The sequence below is a fragment of the Corynebacterium pygosceleis genome, assembly GCF_016595275.2.
GTDB classification, from domain to species: Bacteria; Actinomycetota; Actinomycetes; order Mycobacteriales; family Mycobacteriaceae; genus Corynebacterium; species Corynebacterium pygosceleis.
This window is the reverse complement of the sequence record NZ_JAENIQ020000003.1, coordinates 402,746-423,171: the sequence shown is the minus strand read 5'-3', so window position 1 is coordinate 423,171 and position 20,426 is coordinate 402,746. Positions and strand designations below refer to the sequence as shown.

Here is a 20,426-nt window from a genome sequence, read left to right as displayed (position 1 = left end):
GGCGTCGATCACTCTTTTTCCGGTGGGTGGGTGCGGGCGGGGGCGGGCCGCCCGGTGGCTAGGATGGGGTCCCATGACCACCGAGCAGTCCACTCCATTTAACCGTGTTCCGTTGTACATCGCCCTCGGGCTCTCCGTGACACTGGTGATCGGGACGCTGATCGGGGCGAAGATCGTCTACCGGAAAGCCGCGCTCCAGCCGGTCTCCATGGCGACGATCGATTCTCCGGACGCCGGTTCACCGGAGTGCGGGCGTTTCCTCGGGGCTCTCCCGGGGGAGCTGCTCGGGCATCCCCGCGCGGAATTGGCCGACCCGGCCCCGGAGGGGGCCGCGGCGTGGCGTTCGGATTCGTTGAGCCGGATCACCCTGCGTTGCGGGGTCTCGCTCCCGTTGCAGTACACGACGCTGTCCGGTGTGACGGAGGTCGACGGTACGTCCTGGATCCGCGTGGACGACGCGACAACGGGTTCCAGTCTGCGGACCTGGTTCGCGGTGAACCGCTTCCCCGTGGTCGCGGTGACCGCGGACGACCGCTCCGTGGACGGGGACGACTCCCCGGTGGGGGAACTCTCCGGGGCTCTCGGTTCCCTGGACCGCACGGAGAACACCCCGGCCCCGGCACCGCTCGCGGATCTGGTGCCGGGGGATTCCGATGAGGGCTGTGACAGGTTGCTCCCCGCGCTTCCGGAGACGCTCGGGGGCACGGCGGGGTACACCCGGGTCAGTGCGGAGCGGATCGGTGCCGCCGGCCTCCCCGCCGGATCGGCGGCGTGGACCGCCGAAGGTGCGGAGCCCGTGGTTCTCCGGTGCGGGGTCGCGGACGCCCCCTCCTATGAACCTGGTGTGCAGGTTCAGCAGGTCAATGACGTCGCCTGGTTCAATGACACCGCTCTCGCCAACGGGACGACGTCCGGCACCTGGTACGCCCTCGGTCGGACGTCCACTGTCGCGGTGTCGATGCCGCAGGCCGCGGGAAACACCGCGATCGTCACCCTCGGTGACGCGATCGCACGTAACATCCCGGGGAAACCGGGCGCCCGGTGAGGTACGCCGTCACCGCTGTCCGTGCCTCACCCAGTCAGTCCCAGGAAGGACCACCATGACCATCGTCCACGGCGGGACTCCGGATCTCCCCGGTTTCGACCGCGTCGCCGGCATCTGCTCCGGCGCAGACTGGTGTCGGTTCGTCGATTCGGACGCACGGTCCGAACCACGGTACCTCTCCGACGGGAACGGGGCGTTCCTCGTGGCGCACCATTGCCCGGGTGAACCGGAACCCCACTACCCGGCCGGACTGGTCCTCGGAGGGCGGGCGGGGCGTGTGTCCCGGTTGCTTCTCGACGACGGTGCGTCCCCGGAGCAGTTGCCCGCGCTGATCGACGCTGCGGTGGAGATGTTCCCGTCCTCGTGCGGCGGGTGGTCGTGGCCGTTCCTCACCGGGGACGACTCCCGGCGGTTGATCCGGGCGCTCGGCGTGGGTGCCTCGGGTCTCCGGCTCGCCGGCGCGGACTGCACCGTGGAGGTCACCGGGGGCGGTGTCGAGGCGCACGTCGCCACCTCCCTCCAGTCACGTGAGCGCAGGGCGGACGTCCGGGAGGAGCTCGCGTCCTTCAGCCGGGGCCGTGTGCGGGTCACCGCGACGTCCGCCGCGTCCGGTGACTGCCCCTCCCCGGAGCTGCTGGGGCCTCTCCTCGCCACCGTCGAACGCGCCCACGGACGCTCCGTCACCGATGCCGGGGCGATCGATCTGCTGCACCGTCGGAACCGTTTCCTGGCGGATTCGTCGACGGTGTTCACGGCGACGGATCCGGGTGGCCGGATCACCGGTTTCAGTGTGCTCCGGCGGGTCGGTGACGAGGCCACCGTCGACGTGGTCGGTCTCCGTGATCCGTCGCGGGACTCCGTGACGGGTCCTCTCCACGCGCATCTCGCACTGTGGGAGCCGCTGGCGTGGTGCGCCGGACCGGGTCGTGGTGTCAGGACGCTGCACCTCGGGATGCAGGCGTTCGAGGCGAAGACCCGGCGGGGTGCGGCGATGCGGTCCCTGTGGACGGTCACCGTACCCGCACGGGTCAGCTGAGCGGTGTCCTTCCGCGCAGTGCACGGGCGACGAGAATGTCGAGCAGTTCACCGTAGGCGACCCCGGACGCGGCCAGTACCTGCGGATACATGGAGATAGGCGTGAATCCGGGCAGGGTGTTCACCTCGTTGATGACGGGGCCGTCGGCGGTGGCGAAGAAATCCACGCGGGCGAGACCGTCGGCGTTGACGGCGCGGAACGCCTCGATCGCCATCCGGCGTATCTCCTCCGTCGTCGCCTCGTCGAGGGGCGCAGGGATCTGCGGGGTGACGGCGTCGTCGAGGTACTTCGTGTCGAAACCGTAGAACCCCTCGTCGCCGGAATCCGTTCCCTGGAGCTGCGCCGGAACGGAGGCGAACAGGGTCCCGTCCGGGTACTGGAGGACCCCCACCTCGACCTCCGGACCGGAGATCTGCGATTCGACGATGACCTTGTCGTCCTCGGAGAAGGCGGTGTCGAGGGCGTCCGCGAAGTCGGCCCAGTCGGTCACCCGGGACACCCCGATCGAGGACCCTCCCTGTGCGGGTTTCACGAACACCGGCAGCCCGAGACGGTCCCGCTCGGCGGGGTCGAGGTCCCTGTGTTCCCGGAGGATGATCTCCGGTGCGACGGCGAGACCTGACGCGGCGAGCAGTTTCTTCGTGTATTCCTTGTCCATGCAGCACGCGGAAGCCAGGACACCGCAACCGACGTAGGGCACACCGGACAGCTCGAACATCCCCTGGATGGTGCCGTCCTCGCCGAACCGCCCGTGCAGCGCGGGGAGGATCACATCGACCTCGGCGTGCATCTGTCCGGCGCGCTCCCCGTCCAGGATGAGGAACCGACCCCGGTGTTCCGGGTCGATCGACAGCTGGAGACGCTCGCGCGGTGTCACCTCCGGCATCGTGCGCCCCGAGATGGTCAGCCGGCCCGGGTCTGATTCCCCGACGGTCCACACACCGTCACGGGTGATCCCGACGGGCAGGATCTCGTAGCGTCCCGGATCGAGGTGGGACATGATCGCCCCGGCGGTCACACAGGACACGGAGTGCTCGGAGCTGCGGCCACCGTAGACGACCGCGACGCGGAGACGGTGTCCGGGGGCGGGGACGGTGGGGACGGCGGGGACGGTACTGGGGTCAACGGGTGAAGTCACGACCGTCATCGTACCGAGCGTACCGCCCGACGTGTCATTCAGCTTTCGTGGAGCGCCCCATCAGAGCCCGGATCATCGTGTCGACGTCCATCCCGCCGTGACACACCCCGACGACGGCCTGGGTGATGGGCATCTCGACGCCGTGTTCCTGTGCGAGCTGCCAGACGGACTGCGAGGAGATGACCCCCTCAGCGACCTGACCGTGGGTCGCCCGGGCGGCGTCGGCGAGGGAGTCCCCCCTGCCGAGGCACTTGCCGAAGGACCGGTTCCGGGACAGCGGTGAGGAGCAGGTGGCGATGAGGTCCCCGATCCCGGCGAGCCCCGCGAAGGTCCGGGCGTCGGCCCCGAGCGCCTCCCCGAGCCGTGATATCTCCGCCAGCCCCCGGGTCATCAACGACGCCAACGAGTTCTCCCCCAGCCCCTTGCCGGTGGCCATGCCGCAGGCCAGTGCGATGACGTTCTTGCAGGCGCCGCCGATCTCGCACCCGATGACGTCATCATTGGTGTACGGCCGGAAGTACGGGGCCGCGAGCGCCGCCTGAACGGCCTGTGCCCGGTCTTCATCGGTGCACGCGATGACCGTCGCCGCGGGTTGTTCGAGGGCGATCTCGCGGGCGAGGTTGGGCCCGGAGAGGACCGCGATGCGGCTCGGGTCAACTCCGGCGACCTCAGAGATCACCTCCGTCATCCGCAGGTGCGTCCCCTTCTCGATACCCTTCGCCAGGCTCAGGAGTGTGGCGTCCGCCGGGATCAGGTCCCGCCACTCGGACAGGTTCTCCCGGAGAGTCTGGCTGGGCACGGCGAGAACCACGATGTCGGCGTCCTGCATCGCCCTCGCCGGTTCCGGAGTCGCCCAGATCTCCCTCGGGAGCACGAGACCGGGAAGATAGTCGGTGTTCTCCCGGCTGATCTGGATGGTGCGGGCGACCTCACTGCGGCGGGCCCACAGGGTGACCGCACTGCCCGCGTCCGCGAACACCTTGGCGAGGGTGGTGCCCCAGGAACCGGCCCCCATGACTGCGACTCTGACCATCATCGTTCTCCTCGTCGTCGGTGTCCGGTGAGGCGACCCTCTCCACCCGGTGGTCACCGGAGTTGTTCCGGGGACGTTTCCCCGATTCTAACGTGTGTGACCTGATCCCCTCCCACCCCCACCGGTGGACGCGGGCACACCCGTGCCGGGAACCGACGCGGTTTCCGCACCCCCGGTTTCACCCCACCCACCCGCCACGGTGGACAATGATGGTGACAAGACCCCGTCGAACCAGCCAAGGAGAGTGGGCGCCAGATGGCCAGAAGATCGAGCGAGTCCGACAAGGACCGCAGCAACGCGCTGAACGTCACGGGGCGCTTCCAGTCCATCCCCACCCGTCCCGCCGACGAGTTCCGCCGCTGCACACTCGCGGCGGGAGCCGTCCTGTGGCGTGGTGATCCCGCCGAACCCGACTCCGTCGAGGTGGCGCTCATCCACAGGCCCCGCTACGACGACTGGTCACTGGCGAAGGGCAAGGTCGATCCGGGTGAGTCACTTCCACAGACGGCGGCACGTGAGATCCTCGAGGAAACCGGCCACGAGGTTCGCCTGGGCAAGCTCCTCGGCCGGGTGACGTACCCGGTCACGGACCGCACGAAGGTCGTGTACTACTTCACCGCGAAGGTCACCGGCGGTGAATTCACCGCCAACGACGAGGTGGATGAGATCCGCTGGCTGCCGTTCACCGATGCGCGTGGTCTGCTCAGTTACGACGTCGACCGGCAGGTGCTGGACAAGGCCGCGAAGCGACTGGCGGTTCCGGTGGGCACCCGACTGCTCCTGGTCCGGCACGCACACGCCTTCGCCCGCCGCACCTGGTCCGGCAACGATGACGTCCGGCCACTGGACAAGAAGGGCCGTCGCCAGGCGACCGCACTGACGGATCTGCTCGCACCGTATCGTCCCGACCGCATCTATTCGGCGAAACCCGACCGGTGCGTCGCCACCGCCGAACCTCTCGCGGCACGCCTGGGACTGGGCATCGAATCCGATGTGCTGCTCGGGGACGAGGGCTGGACCTCCGCGATGAAGGAATCGAAGAAGAAGTACCGGGGGATCATCGCCGACGGCGGTACCCCGGTGGTGGTCTCCCAGGGGTTGACGATCCCCGATGTCATCGCCTGGTTGTCCGCCGAGGGCCGGTTGCCGCTGCACGAGCCGGAGGCGAAGAAGGCGTCGGTGTGGGTACTGACCTTCACCACCGACGGTGAACTCACCGGAGCGGACTATCTGGCCAGCCCGCTGCCGGTGAAGTAGCTTCCTCCGTACCACCCCGTTCCTCCCCGGCGGGGAGACTCCGGGTGGCCGCCGTGGTCACCTCCGGCGGGTCACCGGGCGGAAGGTCGGACGTGCCGCCTCGAAACGACTGATGGCGGGCTCGTCCCGCAGGGTCAGACCGATGTCATCCAGCCCCTCGAGCAGCCGCCAGCGCGTGTAGTCGTCGACGGTGAAGGGCAGGACGTGGGATCCTGCGGTCACGGTTCGCCCGAACAGGTCGACGGTGAGCTCCATACCGGGATCGGCGTCCATGAGTTTCCAGAGCAGCTCGATGTCGCTCTGTTCCATCTGGGCGGCGAGCAGACCGGATTTACCGGCGTTACCACGGAAGATGTCGGCGAACCGGGAGGAGAACACGACGCGGAACCCGTAGTCGATAAGCGCCCACACGGCATGTTCCCGGGACGAGCCGGTGCCGAAGTCCGGGCCGGCGACGAGGATCGACCCGTCCCGGAACGCGTCCTGGTTGAGAACGAACTCCGGGTCCCTGCGCCAGCCCTCGAACAGTGCGTCCTCGAACCCGGTGCGGGTGACCCGTTTCAGGTAGACGGCGGGCAGGATCTGGTCGGTGTCGACGTTGGACCGTTTCAGTGGGACACCGACACCGGTGAACTCGGTGAACTTCTCCACGGTTTCTCTCCTCCTGCGCCGCTCAGGCGCTCACGAGTGCGGACACGGGGCCGAGGTCGGACGGTGCCGCGAGGTGCCCCGACACGGCGGTCGCCGCGGCGACCTGCGGAGACACGAGATGGGTGCGCCCACCGGGGCCCTGCCTGCCCTCGAAGTTCCGGTTCGAGGTCGATGCGGCGCGCTCGCCGGGTTGCAGTTTGTCCGGGTTCATGGCCAGGCACATCGAACATCCGGGCTGACGCCAGTCGGCGCCCGCCGCTCGGATGATGGCGTCCAGTCCCTCGGCCTCCGCCTGGGCCCGGACCGCCGCAGAACCGGGGACGACGAGCATGCGGACGCCGTCGGCGACACGCCGCCCCTCGAGCACCCCGGCGACGGCCCGGATGTCCTCAATCCTGCCGTTGGTGCAGGACCCGACGAACACGGTGTCCACGGTGATCTCCCGCAGCGGTGTGCCGGGCACGAGATCCATGTAGGACAACGCCTTCTCCGCCGCGATACGTTCGGTCTCGTCGGTGAAGTCCTCCGGGGACGGGACACGGCCGTCGAGCGGCAGCCCCTGCCCCGGGTTGGTGCCCCAGGTGACGTAGGGGGTGAGCGCGGAACCGTCGATCTCGACGACGGTGTCGAACTCGGCGCCGTCATCGGTCCGGAGGCTGCGCCAGTAGTCGACGGCGGCGTCCCAGTCCGCACCGGTCGGCGCGTGCCGGCGGCCCTTCAGGTATTCGAAGGTGACGTCATCGGGGGCGATCATGCCGGCCCGGGCGCCCGCCTCGATGGACATGTTGCACACCGTCATGCGTGCCTCCATCGAGAGGTTCCCGATGGCTTCACCGCGGTACTCGATGATGTGTCCCTGCCCACCACCGGTACCTATCCGCGCGATGATCGCGAGGATCAGGTCCTTGGCGGTGACATCCTCCCGCAGGGTCCCCGAGACGTTGACGGCCATGGTCTTGAACGGCCTCAGTGAGAGCGTCTGCGTCGCCATGACGTGCTCGACCTCGGAGGTTCCGATTCCGAATGCGATCGCACCGAACGCTCCGTGGGTCGCGGTGTGACTGTCACCGCAGACCACCGTCATCCCGGGCTGCGTGAGCCCCAGTTGAGGACCGGCCACGTGCACGATCCCCTGTTCCTCGGTGCCCATGGGGTAGATGGGCACCCCGAACTCCGCGCAGTTCCTCCGCAGGGTGTCCACCTGGGTACGGGAGATGAGATCGGCGATCTCGATGACCGCGCCGGTGGTGATTCCGGAGGTGGGGACGTTGTGGTCCTCCGTCGCGAGGGTGAGGTCCGGCCGGCGGAGGGAGCGACCGGCGAGCCTGAGGCCGTCGAAGGCCTGGGGGGAGGTCACCTCGTGCAGCAGGTGCAGATCGATGTAGACCAGATCCGGGTCGTCCCCGTCACCTTTCGCGACGATGTGGTCCGACCAGACCTTCTCCGCGAGCGTGCGGGGTCCGTCCGCTGCGACACCGGTGTCGGCGACATCGTTCGGGCCGGTCATGGTTGAACTCCTCCGTGTGCGGATCAACTGCGGGAACTCACAGGGGAAGGCGTCACGCAACGCCCTCGCTTTCCCACAACATGGGATGTTAATATCAGAATATGGGACAGTATAGCTCACCGGACGCGAACGAAGGAAGCGGGATCAAGGTCCTCGACCGTGCCGTGCTCATCCTCTCCACGGTCGCGGAACAACCCCGCTCACTGGCGGAACTCTGCGAGTCGACCGGACTCCCCCGGGCCACGGCCCACCGGCTCGCCACCGCCCTTGAGGTGCACAACATGCTCACCCGCACCGGTGACGGCCGGTGGTGCGTCGGCCGGACCCTGACCACGCTCGGCGCGGGCGCCTCCGACAAACTCATCGACGCCGCACGCCCCGTGATGGGCACCCTGATGGAGACCACCGGCGAATCCGTCCAGTTGTACCGCCTGACCGGAACGACCCGCACCTGCATCGCCTCCCTCGAACCACCATCCGGCCTCCAGAACACCGTGCCGGTGGGGTCCCGGATGTCGCTCACCGCGGGTTCCGCCGCCCGGGTCTTCATGGCCTACGCCTCCCCGCAGCTCCGTGGGGTGATCCTGCCCGATGCCGCGTTCACCACCGACGACCTCGAGCGGGTCCGGCGGCTGGGTTACGCGGAGTCCGTGAGCGAGCGCGAGGCGGGCCTCGCCTCACTGAGCGCCCCGGTGTTCGAGGACGCGGCCATGGTGGCGGCCCTGTCCGTCTCCGGGCCCGCGGAGCGCCTGCGCCCCCACCCCGGGCAGAAGTGGGGTGTGGAGCTCGCCCGCGCCGCCCGCGAACTGTCCGCGATGCTCTGATCCGGGACAGCGCACGAAAAAGCGCCCGAACCTTGACGGTTCGGGCGCTTTCCTCGTACCCCGTACGGGATTTGAACCCGTGTTACCGCCGTGAGAGGGCGGCGTCCTAGGCCCCTAGACGAACGGGGCATGCCTTGCGGACTCGCATCACTTTATGCGACCGGAACGGGACGGACAAATCGCCTGCTCACAGTGCCTGTTACGACGCCGGGAAACACGTGATCCGAATATCCGACGGCCGGAAAACGAAAAAGGTTCCGGACCGCCCTTGCCCCAATATAGAACGGAATGCTAAATTGACGTCACTGATACACAAGGGTCAACTAACCGAAGGATTCGCACATGGCTCCCCCAGGTCACATCCCCGTCCCTCCGAGCATCCTCGATGTCCGGGACCTCCACTGCCGACGGGGTGGCAATGATGTCCTCAGGGGCGTCGATCTGACGATCCCGCCCGGCGGGATCCTCGCCGTTCTCGGCGCCAACGGTGCCGGCAAGACGACCCTCATCAACGTCCTGAGCACACTGATCCCCTTCACCTCCGGGTCCGTGACCGTCGCCGGCCGTGATCTGGCCACCGATGCCGCGGGCGTCCGGAGTTCCATCTCACTCACGGGCCAGTTCGCCGCGGTCGACAATGATCTGACGGGCATGGAGAACCTCGTCTTCTTCGGCCGTCTCGCCGGACTGTCCGGACGTGCCGCACGGGACCGTGCGGTGGAGTTGCTCGACGAGTTCAATCTCCGTGACGCAGCGGACAAACGCCTGTCCGACTACTCCGGGGGCATGCGCCGCAGGTTGGACATCGCCGTCTCACTCGTCGTTCCACCGGCACTGCTGTTCCTCGACGAGCCGTCGACCGGACTCGATCCGGAATCCAGGGAGGCCCTGTGGTCACAGATCCTCGATCTGCGCAACCACGGGACATCCATACTCCTGACGACCCAGTATCTCGAGGAGGCGGATCGCCTGGCGGACCGTGTCGCCGTCCTCCGGGACGGTCGGATCATAGCGGTGGACACACCCCGGAACCTGAAATCGGAGTACGGACGGTACCGGTGCTCCGTCACCTTCCAGGACCATGCCTCGGCCACCACCGCAGGGGAACTTCTCGCGGATCACGGGTACACCACCCGGGACGACGATCTCGCCGTCCGCGACGGCGGTGTCGTGGAGCTGCTCGTCCGTGGGGGATTCACCGAGCTGAACCCCCTCCTCCAGGCGATCGACCGGGCGGGGCTCAGCATCACCGACGTCGGTATGACACCCCCCTCGCTCGATGACGTGTACTTCGCGCTCGCGCGTGCGGACGGGGATCCCGCCTCCGATAGCGACGGGGGACGCCGGTGAACACGCTCACGGCATTGTGGAACCGGGGTACCGTGCGGTTCCTCCGGAATCGCGCGGCGTTGATCTCGGCGCTGTTCGTCCCGGGCATCTTCCTCACCTGCTTCTACAGCGTCTTCTCCGACGCGACGGCCATTTTCGGCGTCGATTACGCCACCTTCCTCTATCCTGCCGCGATGATGCAGGTCATCGTGTTCGCGGCCGGGGGCTCGGCACTCGATGTGGCACTCGACCGGGAGAACGGCATCCATTCACGTCTCGCGACACTGTCCGTCAGCCCGGGCCGGATCGTCGCGGGCCGGCTCCTCGCCGATATCACCCGGATCCTCATCTCCGGTGGTGTCGTCACCGTCATCGGGGTTCTCCTCGGCACCCGCGTCCACGACGGAATATGGCGGTTCGGTGCGGTGGCCCTGATATTCCTGCTGCTGTCGCTGACCTTCTGCGCCGGGTTCTGCGGCCTGAGCCTGCTCGGCCGGAAACCGACGTCCACGGCGTTGCTGATCCAGTCCCTGGTCATGCCCTTCATTCTGTTCTCCACGGCATTCATCCCCGCCGAGGCGATGTCCTCCACCGTCCGGCCCGTCATCACCCACATGCCGTTGTCCCCGATCCTCGACACCGTCCGCGCACTCATGACCGGGTCCGGGTTCGACCGGGGTACGGCCATCGAGGCCGCGGCCTGGCTGATCGCACTCACGGTCGCCGCCATCGCCGGTTTCTCGGCCGCATTCTCCAGGGAGCGCACATGACCACGACCATCATCTCCCCCGCCCTCACACACGCCCGCAGGCTCCTCCTCGACTGGCGGCGCAACTCCTCCGCCATCGTCAACACCCTCGGTGTACCGATCTTCATGACGCTGATCACCCGGGCCATGTTCGGTGATCTCATCCGCGCCGTCCATCCGGACGGTGAACTCGACCTCCTGCCGTTGACGGTCATGATGATCTTCGCCGTGGAATTCATGATCGCGATCCCGGCCGCAGCGGAGATGATCCGCGAGAAACGCCTCGGGATGGCAGCCAGATTCGCCACCACACCGGCCGGGACAGGTGCCTACGTCACCGGAACCCTGCTCTTCACCACGGCCCGGATGATCGCCGGCGGGATACTCGTCGTCGCGGTGGCGATCCCCTGTGGACTGCGGATCCACACCGTCGCCGCCGGTCTCTGGCTGGCGTCGTTCATCGTGCTCGCCGCACTCACCGCAGGGGCACTGTCCATTCTCATCGGCTCCGCGTTCAGCACCCCCGAATCGGCGATGGTCGCGGCCCCTCTGGTGATGATCATGCAGTTCTTCAACGAGGGACTCATGCCGGCGGACAGATTCGTGACGGCGGTCCGCCCCCTCGCCGTGAACTCGCCGGTCAGCCACGCCGTCCGGACGGCGACCGGCCTGAATGACGGAACCGGTACCGGGGACTCACTGGTGTTCAGCCTCCTCTGGTTCGGTGGACTGCTGGTCGTCTTCGCGTGGGGGGCACTGAGAGCCTCGAAACGGAGTACCTGACAGCTGCCGCTCAACCACCGCCACCCCCTGAACGTGGTGGCACCGTGTTCCCCCGGCTGGCCGTGCCGGTAGCCTCGGCACCATGTTGACCTACCCCTTCGAACATTTCCTCTGGATCACGTTCATCTTCGCGGCCGTCCCGTCGGCCGTGTGGGTCACGATTCTCGCGGTCCTCGCCCGGCGGTTCCCCAATGACCGTTCCACGTCCGGACCGGGGCTGTGGCTGACCGGGCTCATCGGGTTCGTCTTCGGCGTTCTGGCGGCCGTCGGCTGGTTGAGCTGGTCGGCGGACGACCACGGAGGAATCACGGCCCCCGGGTTCCCGCCGCCGACCAACTTCCCCTCCTGGCAGATCGCGGCCTGCGCCCTCACGGTCGGTGTCTTCTGGTTCCTGGTTGCCCGGTTGTCCGCGTGGCGGAAGCTCGGCGGGTTCAGCGCCGCGATCGGGGTGACCGCAGGGCTCGTCACCGCGTTCTGCATCGCGGCCGCGACCGACACCACGGGCCAGTCGGGGGTCGGTGCCCTGTTCCTCGGCGCCGGCGCCAGTGTCTCACTGGCGTTCTGCGCCGGCATCCGGGCAACCTTTTCGGGCAGGTCGCGGGATACCTCAGCGTAGCGTCAGACTTGCCGGATCAGCGTAGTTCGACGATCTTCTCCGGGTCGCCGAGGCGGTCCCCGAGCCCCACGAGCACGAGGAACACGGCTCCGAGGAGGAACGACAGGCCGACCCACCATCTGTGGAACCTCGGTCCGCAGAGCCGGGCGAACCCTGCGCCGAGAAACGCACCCAGCGTGTTGAACAGGATGTCGGTGACGTCGGAGTGCCCGAGGGCGAAAACGTACTGCAGCATCTCGATGCCCAGGCTCACCGCCGCACCCACGAGGGTCACCCTGCGAAGCGGGTTCGACTCCGATCCGACGACGATGTACAGCAGCACGCCGAAAGGAACGAAGAACGCGACGTTACCGATCCCGTCGAACAACGGCGCGAACCAGCTCGATCCCCGGAACGCCTCCGCGAAGGGCACGAGTTCCAGGGACCGGATGCGTTGATTCTCCGGACGCCAGAGGTGACCGATGACGAAGAACGCCTTGAGCATGGTCAGTGTGAGCATCACCCCGGTGTAGACGAACAAGGCGACCCACGCGCTTCTTCCCACGAATCCTGCACCGTCCATTCCGCCACCTCCGACACCCGCTCACATTCGGGGAAGATGCCACCAGATGTACCATACTCACCACACGGCAAAGGACCGGTGCGCCATTCCGTGACGGATTGGCGCACCGGTCCTTCAGCCGGAACTGGAGCACTCCTGCCCGGGGCAGGTGATCGCTATCAGTTGGTGAGTGAGGACCACTCGTCAGCGGGGATCCGGGTCAGGACCTCGAAGCTGTCACCGCCCTCGGGCTTGACGATGTACGCGGTGCCCTGCGGCTCCGGGTAGATACCGGTGGCGGCGTCGAAGACGTCATCATGACCGACGACCACATTGTTCATGCCTTCAGCAGGCATGGTGGCGAGGAACGGCGTGATGTTGTTCTTCATCGTCTCGATCTGCTCAGCCGTGTACTCCTCAGCGGGCTGGAAGTTCAGCTTCGCGGTCTTCTCGTAGCGCCCGAACGCCAGGTCCGCGGTATTGTACGCGCGGCAGTACTCACTGGAGACGACCTCGCCGACCGGGATCTCGAGCTTCTTGAAGGCCTCGCCGATCTCCTTGGCCTGCTTCTTGCCCAGGTCATCGAGCTGACGCTGGGTCGAGCAGTCATCGAGCTTCATGTTGGGGTCGGCCTGATCGGCGTAGTCCTTGGCGGTGTGGCCGTGACGGATGAACACGACGTAGCCACCACCCTTCAGGTCCTCGACGATCTCCTCGGCGGACACGACGTTCTCGAACTTCGCCTCATCGTCGGAGTCATCATCACTCTCGGCCGCTGCACTGGCCGTGGTGGACGATTCCTTCGTGGACTCCTTGGTGGACTCCTTCGCCTCATCCACTGCGGACTCAGCGGCGGAGGTCGCCTCCGACGCCTTCTCTTCAACCTTGTCGGAGCTACAGCCCGACAGTGAACCGGCGGCGACCATGACGCTCGCGGCGGTGATCAGGGTGAGACGACGAATTTTGGAAATCTTCATGTTTTACTGCTCCTTGATTTAGTGAATGCTCATTTAGCCTAGCCTATCCCCTTGGCTAAAGCACAGGGGTCAGCACGCCACACACGTCCACCCTGCCGTGAAGCAGCGGACCGGAAGAGACCGGTGAGCGGAGAAAAGTCGGCCATGGGGCCCGAAAATAGGCGTCAAGCAGTGACTATAAAACGAAACGAAATCCGCGGACGAACCTGAACACCATTAAGTGAACGACTAAAAGAGAGATGCATCACTCATACTTTCGGAGGGGGCCATCACAGGAATGAACCAGACCCGACCCAGCCGTAGGGTGCCTCTCTCACGGCGGACGACCGCGGCCACGGGGAACACACCCCCCAGCCAGCACCGGCACACCGCACCGGGCCACGACCACCCCGGAGAACGTGCGCAACCGACAAGTCGCCGCACCATTCACAATGAGTTCTCCACGACCCGGTAACCGGACTCTCACGACCGACGGGACGGCATCGGACTCCGCACCATCCCCCTCTCCCCAAGAAGCACCCCGGGACACAACAGAGGGCTCCCGTTCCCGTAGCCCGCAACCACCGTCCCGTCCCCAGAAGCCGGGGACAGCTCCGCGAAAGAACCCCGGACAGAGAACCTGCGCGCATCCCGCGACACCGGGCTCCCCCACCCGGCACGACTGACACTGCCGCGAATGAACGGACACCAGAAACCAGGCGGGGCATCAGTGGATCTTTCACTGATGCCCCGCCTGGTTTCACACGTGGTACGTGACCACTTATTTGTACCCCGTACGGGATTTGAACCCGTGCTACCGCCGTGAGAGGGCGGCGTCCTAGGCCGCTAGACGAACGGGGCATAAAGGACGCGGAATGTATCCGCTGCTGGCCTACCAGGACTCGAACCTAGAACGACGGTACCAGAAACCGCTGTGTTGCCAATTACACCATAGGCCATCGTCCCACATGCAGCGGAACGGCTTTTCACCGCAGCCCGCGCTGTGCAACGAGGAATACTATAACCTCATTCTCCGATTTCGGACAAATCAGCAGGTGGAACACGCTTCCCGCAGGTCGCCCACCTGCCTCCCACCTGTCTCCGCGTGCCCGGGAACCTACTGTGCGGCCGGTGCCACCGGGGTGATCGCACGGGCGGCACGCAGACGTGCCAGGGTGGAGTCCCTCCCGAGGAGCTCCATGGACTCGAACAACGGCGGGGAGACCTGGCGGCCCGACACCGCGACCCGCAGCGGCGTGAACGCCTTGCGGGGCTTGAGTTCGAGCTCCTCGATCAGGGCCTTCTGGAGTGTCTCCTCGATGGCCGGGGTCGTCCAGTCCCCGACGGCGTCGAGGGCACCGATCGCGGCGTCGAGCGGTGCGACCGCGTCGTCCTTGAGGTTCTTCCGTGCGGCCTTCTCGTCCAGCTCAAGCTCATCGTCGGAGACCACGAGGAATTCGAGCAGATCCCAGGCGTCACCCAGGGTCTTGATACGGGTCTGCACCTGCTCGGCGGCGAAGGCGAACTTGTCCGCCGGGTAGTCGGCCGGGAAACCCTTGTACTCCTCCAGGTAGTTGCGCAGCCGGTCCCGGAAGTCCTCCGGGTCGAGCAGACGGATGTGGTCGGCGTTGATGGCCTCCAGCTTCTTCTGGTCGAAGCGGGCCGGGTTGGCGAGGACGTCGGTGACGTCGAAGTTTGCGATGAGGTCGTCGACACCGAAGATGTCGCGGTCCTTGGACAGTGACCAGCCGAGCAGCGCCAGGTAGTTGAGCATCCCCTCGGGGATGATGCCCGCGTCCCGGTGGTTGAAGAGGTTGGACTGCGGGTCCCGCTTGGACAGCTTCTTGTTGCCCTCCCCCATCACGAAGGGCAGGTGGCCGAACTCGGGCGTCCGTTCGGCCACACCGATGCGCTCGAGCGCGGCGTAGAGCGCGAGCTGACGCGGGGTCGAGGGCAGCAGGTCCTCACCGCGCAGGACGTGGGTGATGCCCATGAGCGCGTCGTCGACGGGGTTGACCAGCGTGTAGAGGGGCGCTCCGTTGGAGCGGGCGACGACGAAGTCGGGCTGGGTCGATCCCTTGAACTCGATTTCACCGCGCACGAGGTCGTTCCAGGACCAGTCCCGATCGGGCATCCGCAGCCGCCAGACGGGCTTGCGTCCCTCGGCCTCGAACGCGGCGATCTGCTCCTCGGTGAGGTCCCGGTCGTAGTTGTCGTAGCCGAGCTTCGGGTCGCGGCCCGCCGCACGGTGACGCTCCTCGACCTCCTCGGCGGTGGAGTACGCCGGGTAGATCTCACCGGCCTCCTTCAGCTTCTCCAGCACGTCGAGGTAGATGTCCATCCGTCGGCTCTGCCGGTAGGGCTCGTGGGGACCGCCGACGACAACGCCCTCATCCCAGCCGAGTCCGAGCCATTCGAGGGAGTCGATGATCGCCTGGTACGACTCCTCGGAGTCGCGGGCGGCATCGGTGTCCTCGATGCGGAAGATCAGTTTTCCGCCCGTGTGCCGGGCGTGCGCCCAGTTGAACAGGGCGGTGCGGACCATACCGACGTGCGGGGTCCCGGTGGGCGATGGGCAGAAGCGAACGCGTACATCAGACATGGTTCCCCATGGTAGTCCAGAGCCGCCACAGCTCCCCGGTAGACTGTTGCCCCATGCCCACTTCCCGCCCGGTGACCGCCCCAGACTTCCTGCTCTCCCGGGCGCACGGTTCGGTTCGCACCCAGGGCAGCCGCGACATCTTCGATGATCCGTGGGATGCGGTCTCCGCGCTCCGCGCAGGCCGCCACGACATAATCGTCGGTGCGCTCCCCTTCGACCCCGAGGCGCCGTGCGCGCTCACCGTCCCGAAATCGGCCATCCGTTCGGATTCCCCACTGGAACCGCACTCCCACTACCGTTTCGGCCCGGGCAGCGAACTGAACGCCCGACTCATCGGCGTCGACCCGGACGAGAAGACGCACCTGTCCCGGGTGTCGGCTGCGGTACGCACCATCGCCCGCACCCCCTTGGAGAAGGTCGTTCTGGCCAGGGCGGTCGACATCGCCTTCGATCCCCCGGTCGATCCTCTCCTGGTGGCGGCGAGGCTCATCGACCACTCCGCGAACCGGGACGGATTCATCGCCGATCTGACTCCGGCGGGAGGCCGGTTCACCGGTCGGATGCTCGTCGGTTCGTCACCGGAGGTGCTCATCCGCAGACACGGATCCACGGTGAGCGCCTACCCGTTGGCCGGTTCGGCGGCGCGGGTCCCCGACCGTGACCGGGACAGTCTCGCCGGGCAGCAGCTGCGGTCGTCGAGGAAGGATCTCGAGGAACACCGTTTCGTGGTGGACGCGATCACCGCCGCACTGACCCCGCTGTGTTCCTCACTCTCGGTGCCCGCACACCCGGAGCTGACACGCACGAACGAGATGTGGCACCTGGCGACACCGATCACGGGTGAGCTGAGGGACGCGCGCACGACCGCTCTGGAACTCGCCCTGTCGGTGCATCCGACACCCGCGATCTGCGGCACACCGGAGGAGGCGGCGCGCGCAGTCATCGAGTCCGCGGAGGCGGACCGCGGATTCTATGCCGGTGCCGTCGGGTGGTGCGACTCCACCGGCGACGGCGAGTACATGGTCGCGATCCGGTGCGCGGAGGTCTCCGCCGACGGGGCGACGGCTCGCGCGTGGGCCGGCGGGGGCATCGTCGGTGACTCCAATCCGCGGGCGGAACTCGAGGAGACCACCGCGAAACTGCGGACCGTCCTCCGGGCCCTCGGGATCAGTTGAGCGTCCGACGCGCCCTGAGCACCTGATCGGGATTGTCGGCGTGTGCCCCGCCACCGGGGACGGTGCCGGATTCCTCCACCGTGAAACAGCAGTCCGACAGCAGCTGCACGATCTCCGGAGGACGGAGCAGATCCGACACATCGACACCCAACCGGGCCGCCTGTTTCGAGGCGTCGGTGTGGTGTACGACGATGAGCGTCCCCTCGGGCGCGACGAGCGCGAGGAGATCGTCGAGGTCGTCGGTACCGCGCCGCAGCGGCACGTAGAAGCAGGTCACCAGGTCGAACACCCGACCGGTCACCGCCCGCATGCCACCGGTGATCACCTCCACCTCGACTCCCGCGGCCGCCGCGGCTCCTGCGGCACGACGGGTGGCGGTGGGCACGACGTCGACACCGGTGACCCGCCACCCGTGCTCGGCGAGCCAGACGCAGTCCGCGCCCTCCCCGCAGCCGACGTCGAGGGCCGTCCCCGGGCGTAGTCCGGCGGCGAGATGGGTCAGGGCGTAGTTCGGGCGTCCGCTCCAGCGGCGGGCCCGACCGGTGTAGAGGTGTTCCTCCCCCGAGTTGGCGTTGGGGTGGTCGGCCATTCGTGGATCCTTCTCAGTTTGTCGCGGGCAGCCGCTTGCGCCGCTGCACGACGGGGACGTACACCGCGATCGCCACCGCGGCGTCGACGACGTTGACGATGAAACGGCTCAGGGCGTCGTCGATGAACCCGGACCAGGTCACTGCGGTGAGCGCCAGCATCACGAGGGTGACCAGGACGGGTGTCCGCATACCGCGGTGCGGGAAGTGCATCTCGACGCAGATCCCGGAGAACACCGCCGACACGACCGCCAGCACCAGAAACACAAGATGCAGCCCGGAGAACGACGGCGCGTGATCGGGGCTGAAGAAGGGACCGAATGCTCCGGCGTACCAGAAGATCGGGGTGAGGCTGATCACGAGCGCCTGCCAGCCCGACAGACGGAGAACCGGGAAGAATCGACGTTGAGTTTCAGTCATGAACGTCAAGAGTAACGGGGACGGGAAGACCCCGCCCCTTCATGCGGAGGCGGGGCCGGGAGGACGGTGGATCAGGCCCGTTCGACGGGGTTCCCGAGCCGCCCGATACCGGGTATCTCGATCTCGATGAAGTCGCCCGGTTCCATCGGTGCGGTACCGGCCGGGGAACCCGTGCAGATCACGTCGCCGGGCAGCAGCGTGATGGACGCGGTGATGAACTCGATGATCTCACCGATGTTCATGATCATCTGGTTGGAGTTGGAGTCCTGCTTGGTCTCCGTCGACCCGTCACGGGTGAGGTGCGCCTTGATCGGCAGGTTGGTGGTGTCGATGGAGTCGAGGTCCGTCTCCATCCAGGGGCCGAGCGGGCAGAAGGTGTCGATGCCCTTGGCGCGGGCCCACTGGCCGTCGGCGAACTGGAGGTCACGGGAGGACACGTCATTGACGATGGTGAATCCGCGGATCACGGACTTCCAGTCGTCCGCACTGATGTTCTTGCAGGGCTTGCCGACGACGAGAGCCAGCTCACCCTCGAACTCGACGTTGGTGGCGAACTCGGGGATACGGATGGGGGCACCCGGGCCGATGACGGCGGTGTTCGGCTTGATGAACAGGGTCGGCGGCAGCGATTCCGCGGACTTCTTGAACACCTCGGCGACGTGGTCGGCGTAGTTGCGGCCGATGGCCACGACCTTCGACGGGAGCGAGGGTGCCAGCAGACGGACCTCCTTCAGGGGCCACTGGCGGCCGGTAAAGGAGGGCTCGGTGAATGGGGTGCCCTCGATCTCGCGGCACACCGTTGCATCGCCGTCGCCCTCCACGACCGCGAAGCACAGACCATCAGGGGTGGCAATTCGTCCAAAACGCATGCGGACGATTCTAGCCTTACGGACAACGGGGGGAGATATCGGGGCCGCACCCGTGCTGTCCACGGTTCCCCGGGCCCGCGACAACGGATCACCGCACCCGTGACATATGACAGTGTCCGTACGGTGCGACCTACCGTTTAGTGGGTGCATGAACGATACGGATCCGTGCGCCACCCAGACTGTCCCCCACTCACCGGAGGCCACCCCCGTGACGACAACAGATGAACGTGCCCGATCGAACGCGATCACCGCCGCGCCGGCACTGCTGACGCTCATACCGGGCGTCGTCTACGGTCCGGAATATCGCCCGTACACGCTCAGTCCCTGGATCCTCCATCCCTGCGTCATCGCGCTCCTGGTTGCTTACGGCGGGTTGTTCCTCTGGCTGTTCCACCGTGGCGAACGCCGTCTCACACTCCGCCGGCGGGTGTGGGGCACGGGAGGACTGGCGGCCATCGCCGGACTGATGCTGCCGCTGAACCCGGATTCGTCGGCGGCGGGATTCTTCCTCTCCGCGCTCTGGCTCGTCTGTTCCTGTCCGTGGCGTGTCTGGTTGCCTGGCTGGGCCCTCTTCGTCGTTCTCGAGATCGTCGCCCAATTGTTGACGGCCGTCGGGATAGGGATTATCTTTCTCTACCCCGGTGCACCGCTCATCCTCATCATCGGGGCCATCCGGGTGTTCACGGGAAGGCAGCGCCGGGGAAGCCTGGAGATCGCGGGAGCGGTGACCTCCGAGCGCTCCAGATTGGCGCTCGACATCCACGACACGGTGGGACAGACACTGACCGCCGCGGTGGTGAAACTGCAGGTCGCCGGGCAGCTCTTCGATTCCGCGTCCTCGAATGGAGAGAGTGCGGATGACCTCGGCGCTCGTGCCCGCAGGGAGATGGATGAATCGGAGGAACTCGTCCGCCGCGCACTGACGGAGCTGCGGGCGCTCATCGGTGATCTCCACGATTCCGGTCTCGCCCGGGAACTCGATCACGCGGAAGACATCCTCACCGCCGCCGGAATCACCCCGGTGATCCCTCGGCGCGGTGTGGAGCTGGTCCCGGAGTCGTTGAGCCCCGTGATGGGGTGGGTCGTGCGGGAGGCCGTGACCAACGTGGTCCGGCATTCCGGTGCGGATGAATGCCGGATCCGGGTTGAGTCGGACCGGATCATCGTCACGGACGACGGGCGGGGCCCGGCGCGACGGATGCCCCCGGCACCGGGACAGCGTCGATGACGAAACGTTTCCGGCAGTCCGGTGGGACACTGCGGATCACCGCAACCGAACCAACCGGAACCCGCGTCGAGGCACGGTGGT

General features: G+C 66.9%; 20 protein-coding genes and 3 tRNA genes. 10 read left to right on the top strand and 13 right to left on the bottom strand.

Going from position 1 to position 20,426, the window contains the following annotated elements; translation table 11 throughout:
* Positions 1-73: 73 nt before the first annotated feature.
* Both JIM94_RS08410 and JIM94_RS08405 read left to right on the top strand, forming a co-directional pair.
* Entirely contained in the window at positions 74-1,045 is a 972-nt protein-coding gene (locus JIM94_RS08410) for a DUF3515 domain-containing protein (protein ID WP_200251945.1), read from the top strand.
* A gap of 55 nt (positions 1,046-1,100) precedes the next feature.
* Positions 1,101-2,081: a hypothetical protein gene (locus tag JIM94_RS08405; protein WP_200251942.1), complete on the top strand. Its 981-nt coding sequence runs from the start codon at positions 1,101-1,103 to the stop codon at positions 2,079-2,081.
* Here the strand turns inward: JIM94_RS08405 and JIM94_RS08400 are convergent.
* Together JIM94_RS08400 and JIM94_RS08395 are read right to left on the bottom strand one after the other, a co-directional pair.
* Positions 2,074-3,219 (bottom strand): D-alanine--D-alanine ligase family protein, encoded by a 1,146-nt coding sequence (locus JIM94_RS08400; RefSeq protein WP_248703006.1) that lies wholly within the window; start codon positions 3,217-3,219, stop codon positions 2,074-2,076. The genes JIM94_RS08405 and JIM94_RS08400 overlap by 8 nt on opposite strands.
* 34 nt (positions 3,220-3,253) lie before the next feature.
* Positions 3,254-4,252, bottom strand: a complete 999-nt coding sequence (locus JIM94_RS08395) for an NAD(P)H-dependent glycerol-3-phosphate dehydrogenase (protein ID WP_200251936.1) — start codon at positions 4,250-4,252, stop codon at positions 3,254-3,256.
* Between the two features lie 255 nt (positions 4,253-4,507).
* Between JIM94_RS08395 and JIM94_RS08390 the strand changes: the two genes are divergently transcribed.
* Positions 4,508-5,509, top strand: coding sequence for an NUDIX hydrolase (locus tag JIM94_RS08390; RefSeq protein WP_200251933.1), 1,002 nt, complete (start codon positions 4,508-4,510; stop codon positions 5,507-5,509).
* A 57-nt stretch (positions 5,510-5,566) separates the two neighbouring features.
* Here JIM94_RS08390 and leuD read toward each other — a convergent pair whose 3' ends face one another.
* Positions 5,567-6,160 carry a 3-isopropylmalate dehydratase small subunit gene (gene leuD / locus JIM94_RS08385; protein WP_200251929.1) on the bottom strand — a complete coding sequence of 198 codons (594 nt, stop codon included), beginning with the start codon at positions 6,158-6,160 and terminating at the stop codon, positions 5,567-5,569.
* A gap of 22 nt (positions 6,161-6,182) precedes the next feature.
* Complete coding sequence (gene leuC, locus JIM94_RS08380; protein ID WP_200251913.1) at positions 6,183-7,667, bottom strand: 3-isopropylmalate dehydratase large subunit; 1,485 nt, start codon at positions 7,665-7,667, stop codon at positions 6,183-6,185.
* Between the two features lie 101 nt (positions 7,668-7,768).
* Here leuC and JIM94_RS08375 point away from each other — a divergent pair, with 101 nt between their 5' ends.
* Complete coding sequence (locus JIM94_RS08375) at positions 7,769-8,491, top strand: IclR family transcriptional regulator (protein ID WP_200251910.1); 723 nt, start codon at positions 7,769-7,771, stop codon at positions 8,489-8,491.
* A gap of 56 nt (positions 8,492-8,547) precedes the next feature.
* Here the strand turns inward: JIM94_RS08375 and JIM94_RS08370 are convergent.
* Positions 8,548-8,620 (bottom strand) — tRNA-Glu (locus JIM94_RS08370).
* A 213-nt stretch (positions 8,621-8,833) separates the two neighbouring features.
* On the opposite strand from JIM94_RS08370, the gene JIM94_RS08365 reads away from it, so the two are divergent.
* The 4 genes from JIM94_RS08365 to JIM94_RS08350 all read left to right on the top strand — a co-directional run bounded on the left by JIM94_RS08365 (position 8,834) and on the right by JIM94_RS08350 (position 11,967).
* Positions 8,834-9,841, top strand: coding sequence for an ATP-binding cassette domain-containing protein (locus JIM94_RS08365; RefSeq protein WP_200251907.1), 1,008 nt, complete (start codon positions 8,834-8,836; stop codon positions 9,839-9,841).
* On the top strand, positions 9,838-10,590 hold the full coding sequence (locus JIM94_RS08360) for an ABC transporter permease (protein ID WP_200251895.1): 753 nt from the start codon (positions 9,838-9,840) through the stop codon (positions 10,588-10,590). The genes JIM94_RS08365 and JIM94_RS08360 overlap by 4 nt, the downstream gene beginning before the upstream one ends.
* On the top strand, positions 10,587-11,351 hold the full coding sequence (locus JIM94_RS08355) for an ABC transporter permease (protein ID WP_200251878.1): 765 nt from the start codon (positions 10,587-10,589) through the stop codon (positions 11,349-11,351). The genes JIM94_RS08360 and JIM94_RS08355 overlap by 4 nt, the downstream gene beginning before the upstream one ends.
* Before the next feature lie 82 nt (positions 11,352-11,433).
* Positions 11,434-11,967 (top strand): ABC transporter permease family protein, encoded by a 534-nt coding sequence (locus tag JIM94_RS08350; RefSeq protein ID WP_200251874.1) that lies wholly within the window; start codon positions 11,434-11,436, stop codon positions 11,965-11,967.
* A 16-nt stretch (positions 11,968-11,983) separates the two neighbouring features.
* Here the strand turns inward: JIM94_RS08350 and JIM94_RS08345 are convergent, their stop codons facing one another.
* From JIM94_RS08345 to gltX, 5 genes are all read right to left on the bottom strand, one after another.
* Entirely contained in the window at positions 11,984-12,529 is a 546-nt protein-coding gene (locus tag JIM94_RS08345) for a VanZ family protein (RefSeq protein ID WP_200251865.1), read from the bottom strand.
* Positions 12,530-12,687: 158 nt separating this feature from the next.
* On the bottom strand, positions 12,688-13,485 hold the full coding sequence (locus JIM94_RS08340; RefSeq protein ID WP_200251858.1) for a histidine phosphatase family protein: 798 nt from the start codon (positions 13,483-13,485) through the stop codon (positions 12,688-12,690).
* Positions 13,486-14,252: 767 nt separating this feature from the next.
* A tRNA-Glu gene (locus JIM94_RS08335) sits at positions 14,253-14,325 on the bottom strand.
* A gap of 26 nt (positions 14,326-14,351) precedes the next feature.
* Positions 14,352-14,423: transfer RNA gene (locus JIM94_RS08330), tRNA-Gln, on the bottom strand.
* Positions 14,424-14,581: 158 nt separating this feature from the next.
* Positions 14,582-16,066, bottom strand: coding sequence for a glutamate--tRNA ligase (gene gltX / locus JIM94_RS08325; RefSeq protein WP_200251855.1), 1,485 nt, complete (start codon positions 16,064-16,066; stop codon positions 14,582-14,584).
* A gap of 53 nt (positions 16,067-16,119) precedes the next feature.
* Between gltX and JIM94_RS08320 the strand changes: the two genes are divergently transcribed.
* Complete coding sequence (locus JIM94_RS08320) at positions 16,120-17,241, top strand: isochorismate synthase (protein ID WP_200251851.1); 1,122 nt, start codon at positions 16,120-16,122, stop codon at positions 17,239-17,241.
* Here JIM94_RS08320 and JIM94_RS08315 read toward each other — a convergent pair.
* The 3 genes from JIM94_RS08315 to JIM94_RS08305 form a co-directional block, all read right to left on the bottom strand.
* Positions 17,234-17,830, bottom strand: a complete 597-nt coding sequence (locus tag JIM94_RS08315) for a class I SAM-dependent methyltransferase (RefSeq protein ID WP_200251845.1) — start codon at positions 17,828-17,830, stop codon at positions 17,234-17,236. The genes JIM94_RS08320 and JIM94_RS08315 overlap by 8 nt on opposite strands.
* Before the next feature lie 13 nt (positions 17,831-17,843).
* Positions 17,844-18,248 (bottom strand): hypothetical protein, encoded by a 405-nt coding sequence (locus JIM94_RS08310; protein ID WP_200251842.1) that lies wholly within the window; start codon positions 18,246-18,248, stop codon positions 17,844-17,846.
* Between the two features lie 71 nt (positions 18,249-18,319).
* Positions 18,320-19,117, bottom strand: a complete 798-nt coding sequence (locus JIM94_RS08305) for a fumarylacetoacetate hydrolase family protein (protein ID WP_200251839.1) — start codon at positions 19,115-19,117, stop codon at positions 18,320-18,322.
* Positions 19,118-19,265: 148 nt separating this feature from the next.
* On the opposite strand from JIM94_RS08305, the gene JIM94_RS08300 reads away from it, so the two are divergent.
* Entirely contained in the window at positions 19,266-20,345 is a 1,080-nt protein-coding gene (locus JIM94_RS08300) for a sensor histidine kinase (RefSeq protein ID WP_200251836.1), read from the top strand.
* Positions 20,346-20,426 lie beyond the last annotated feature (81 nt).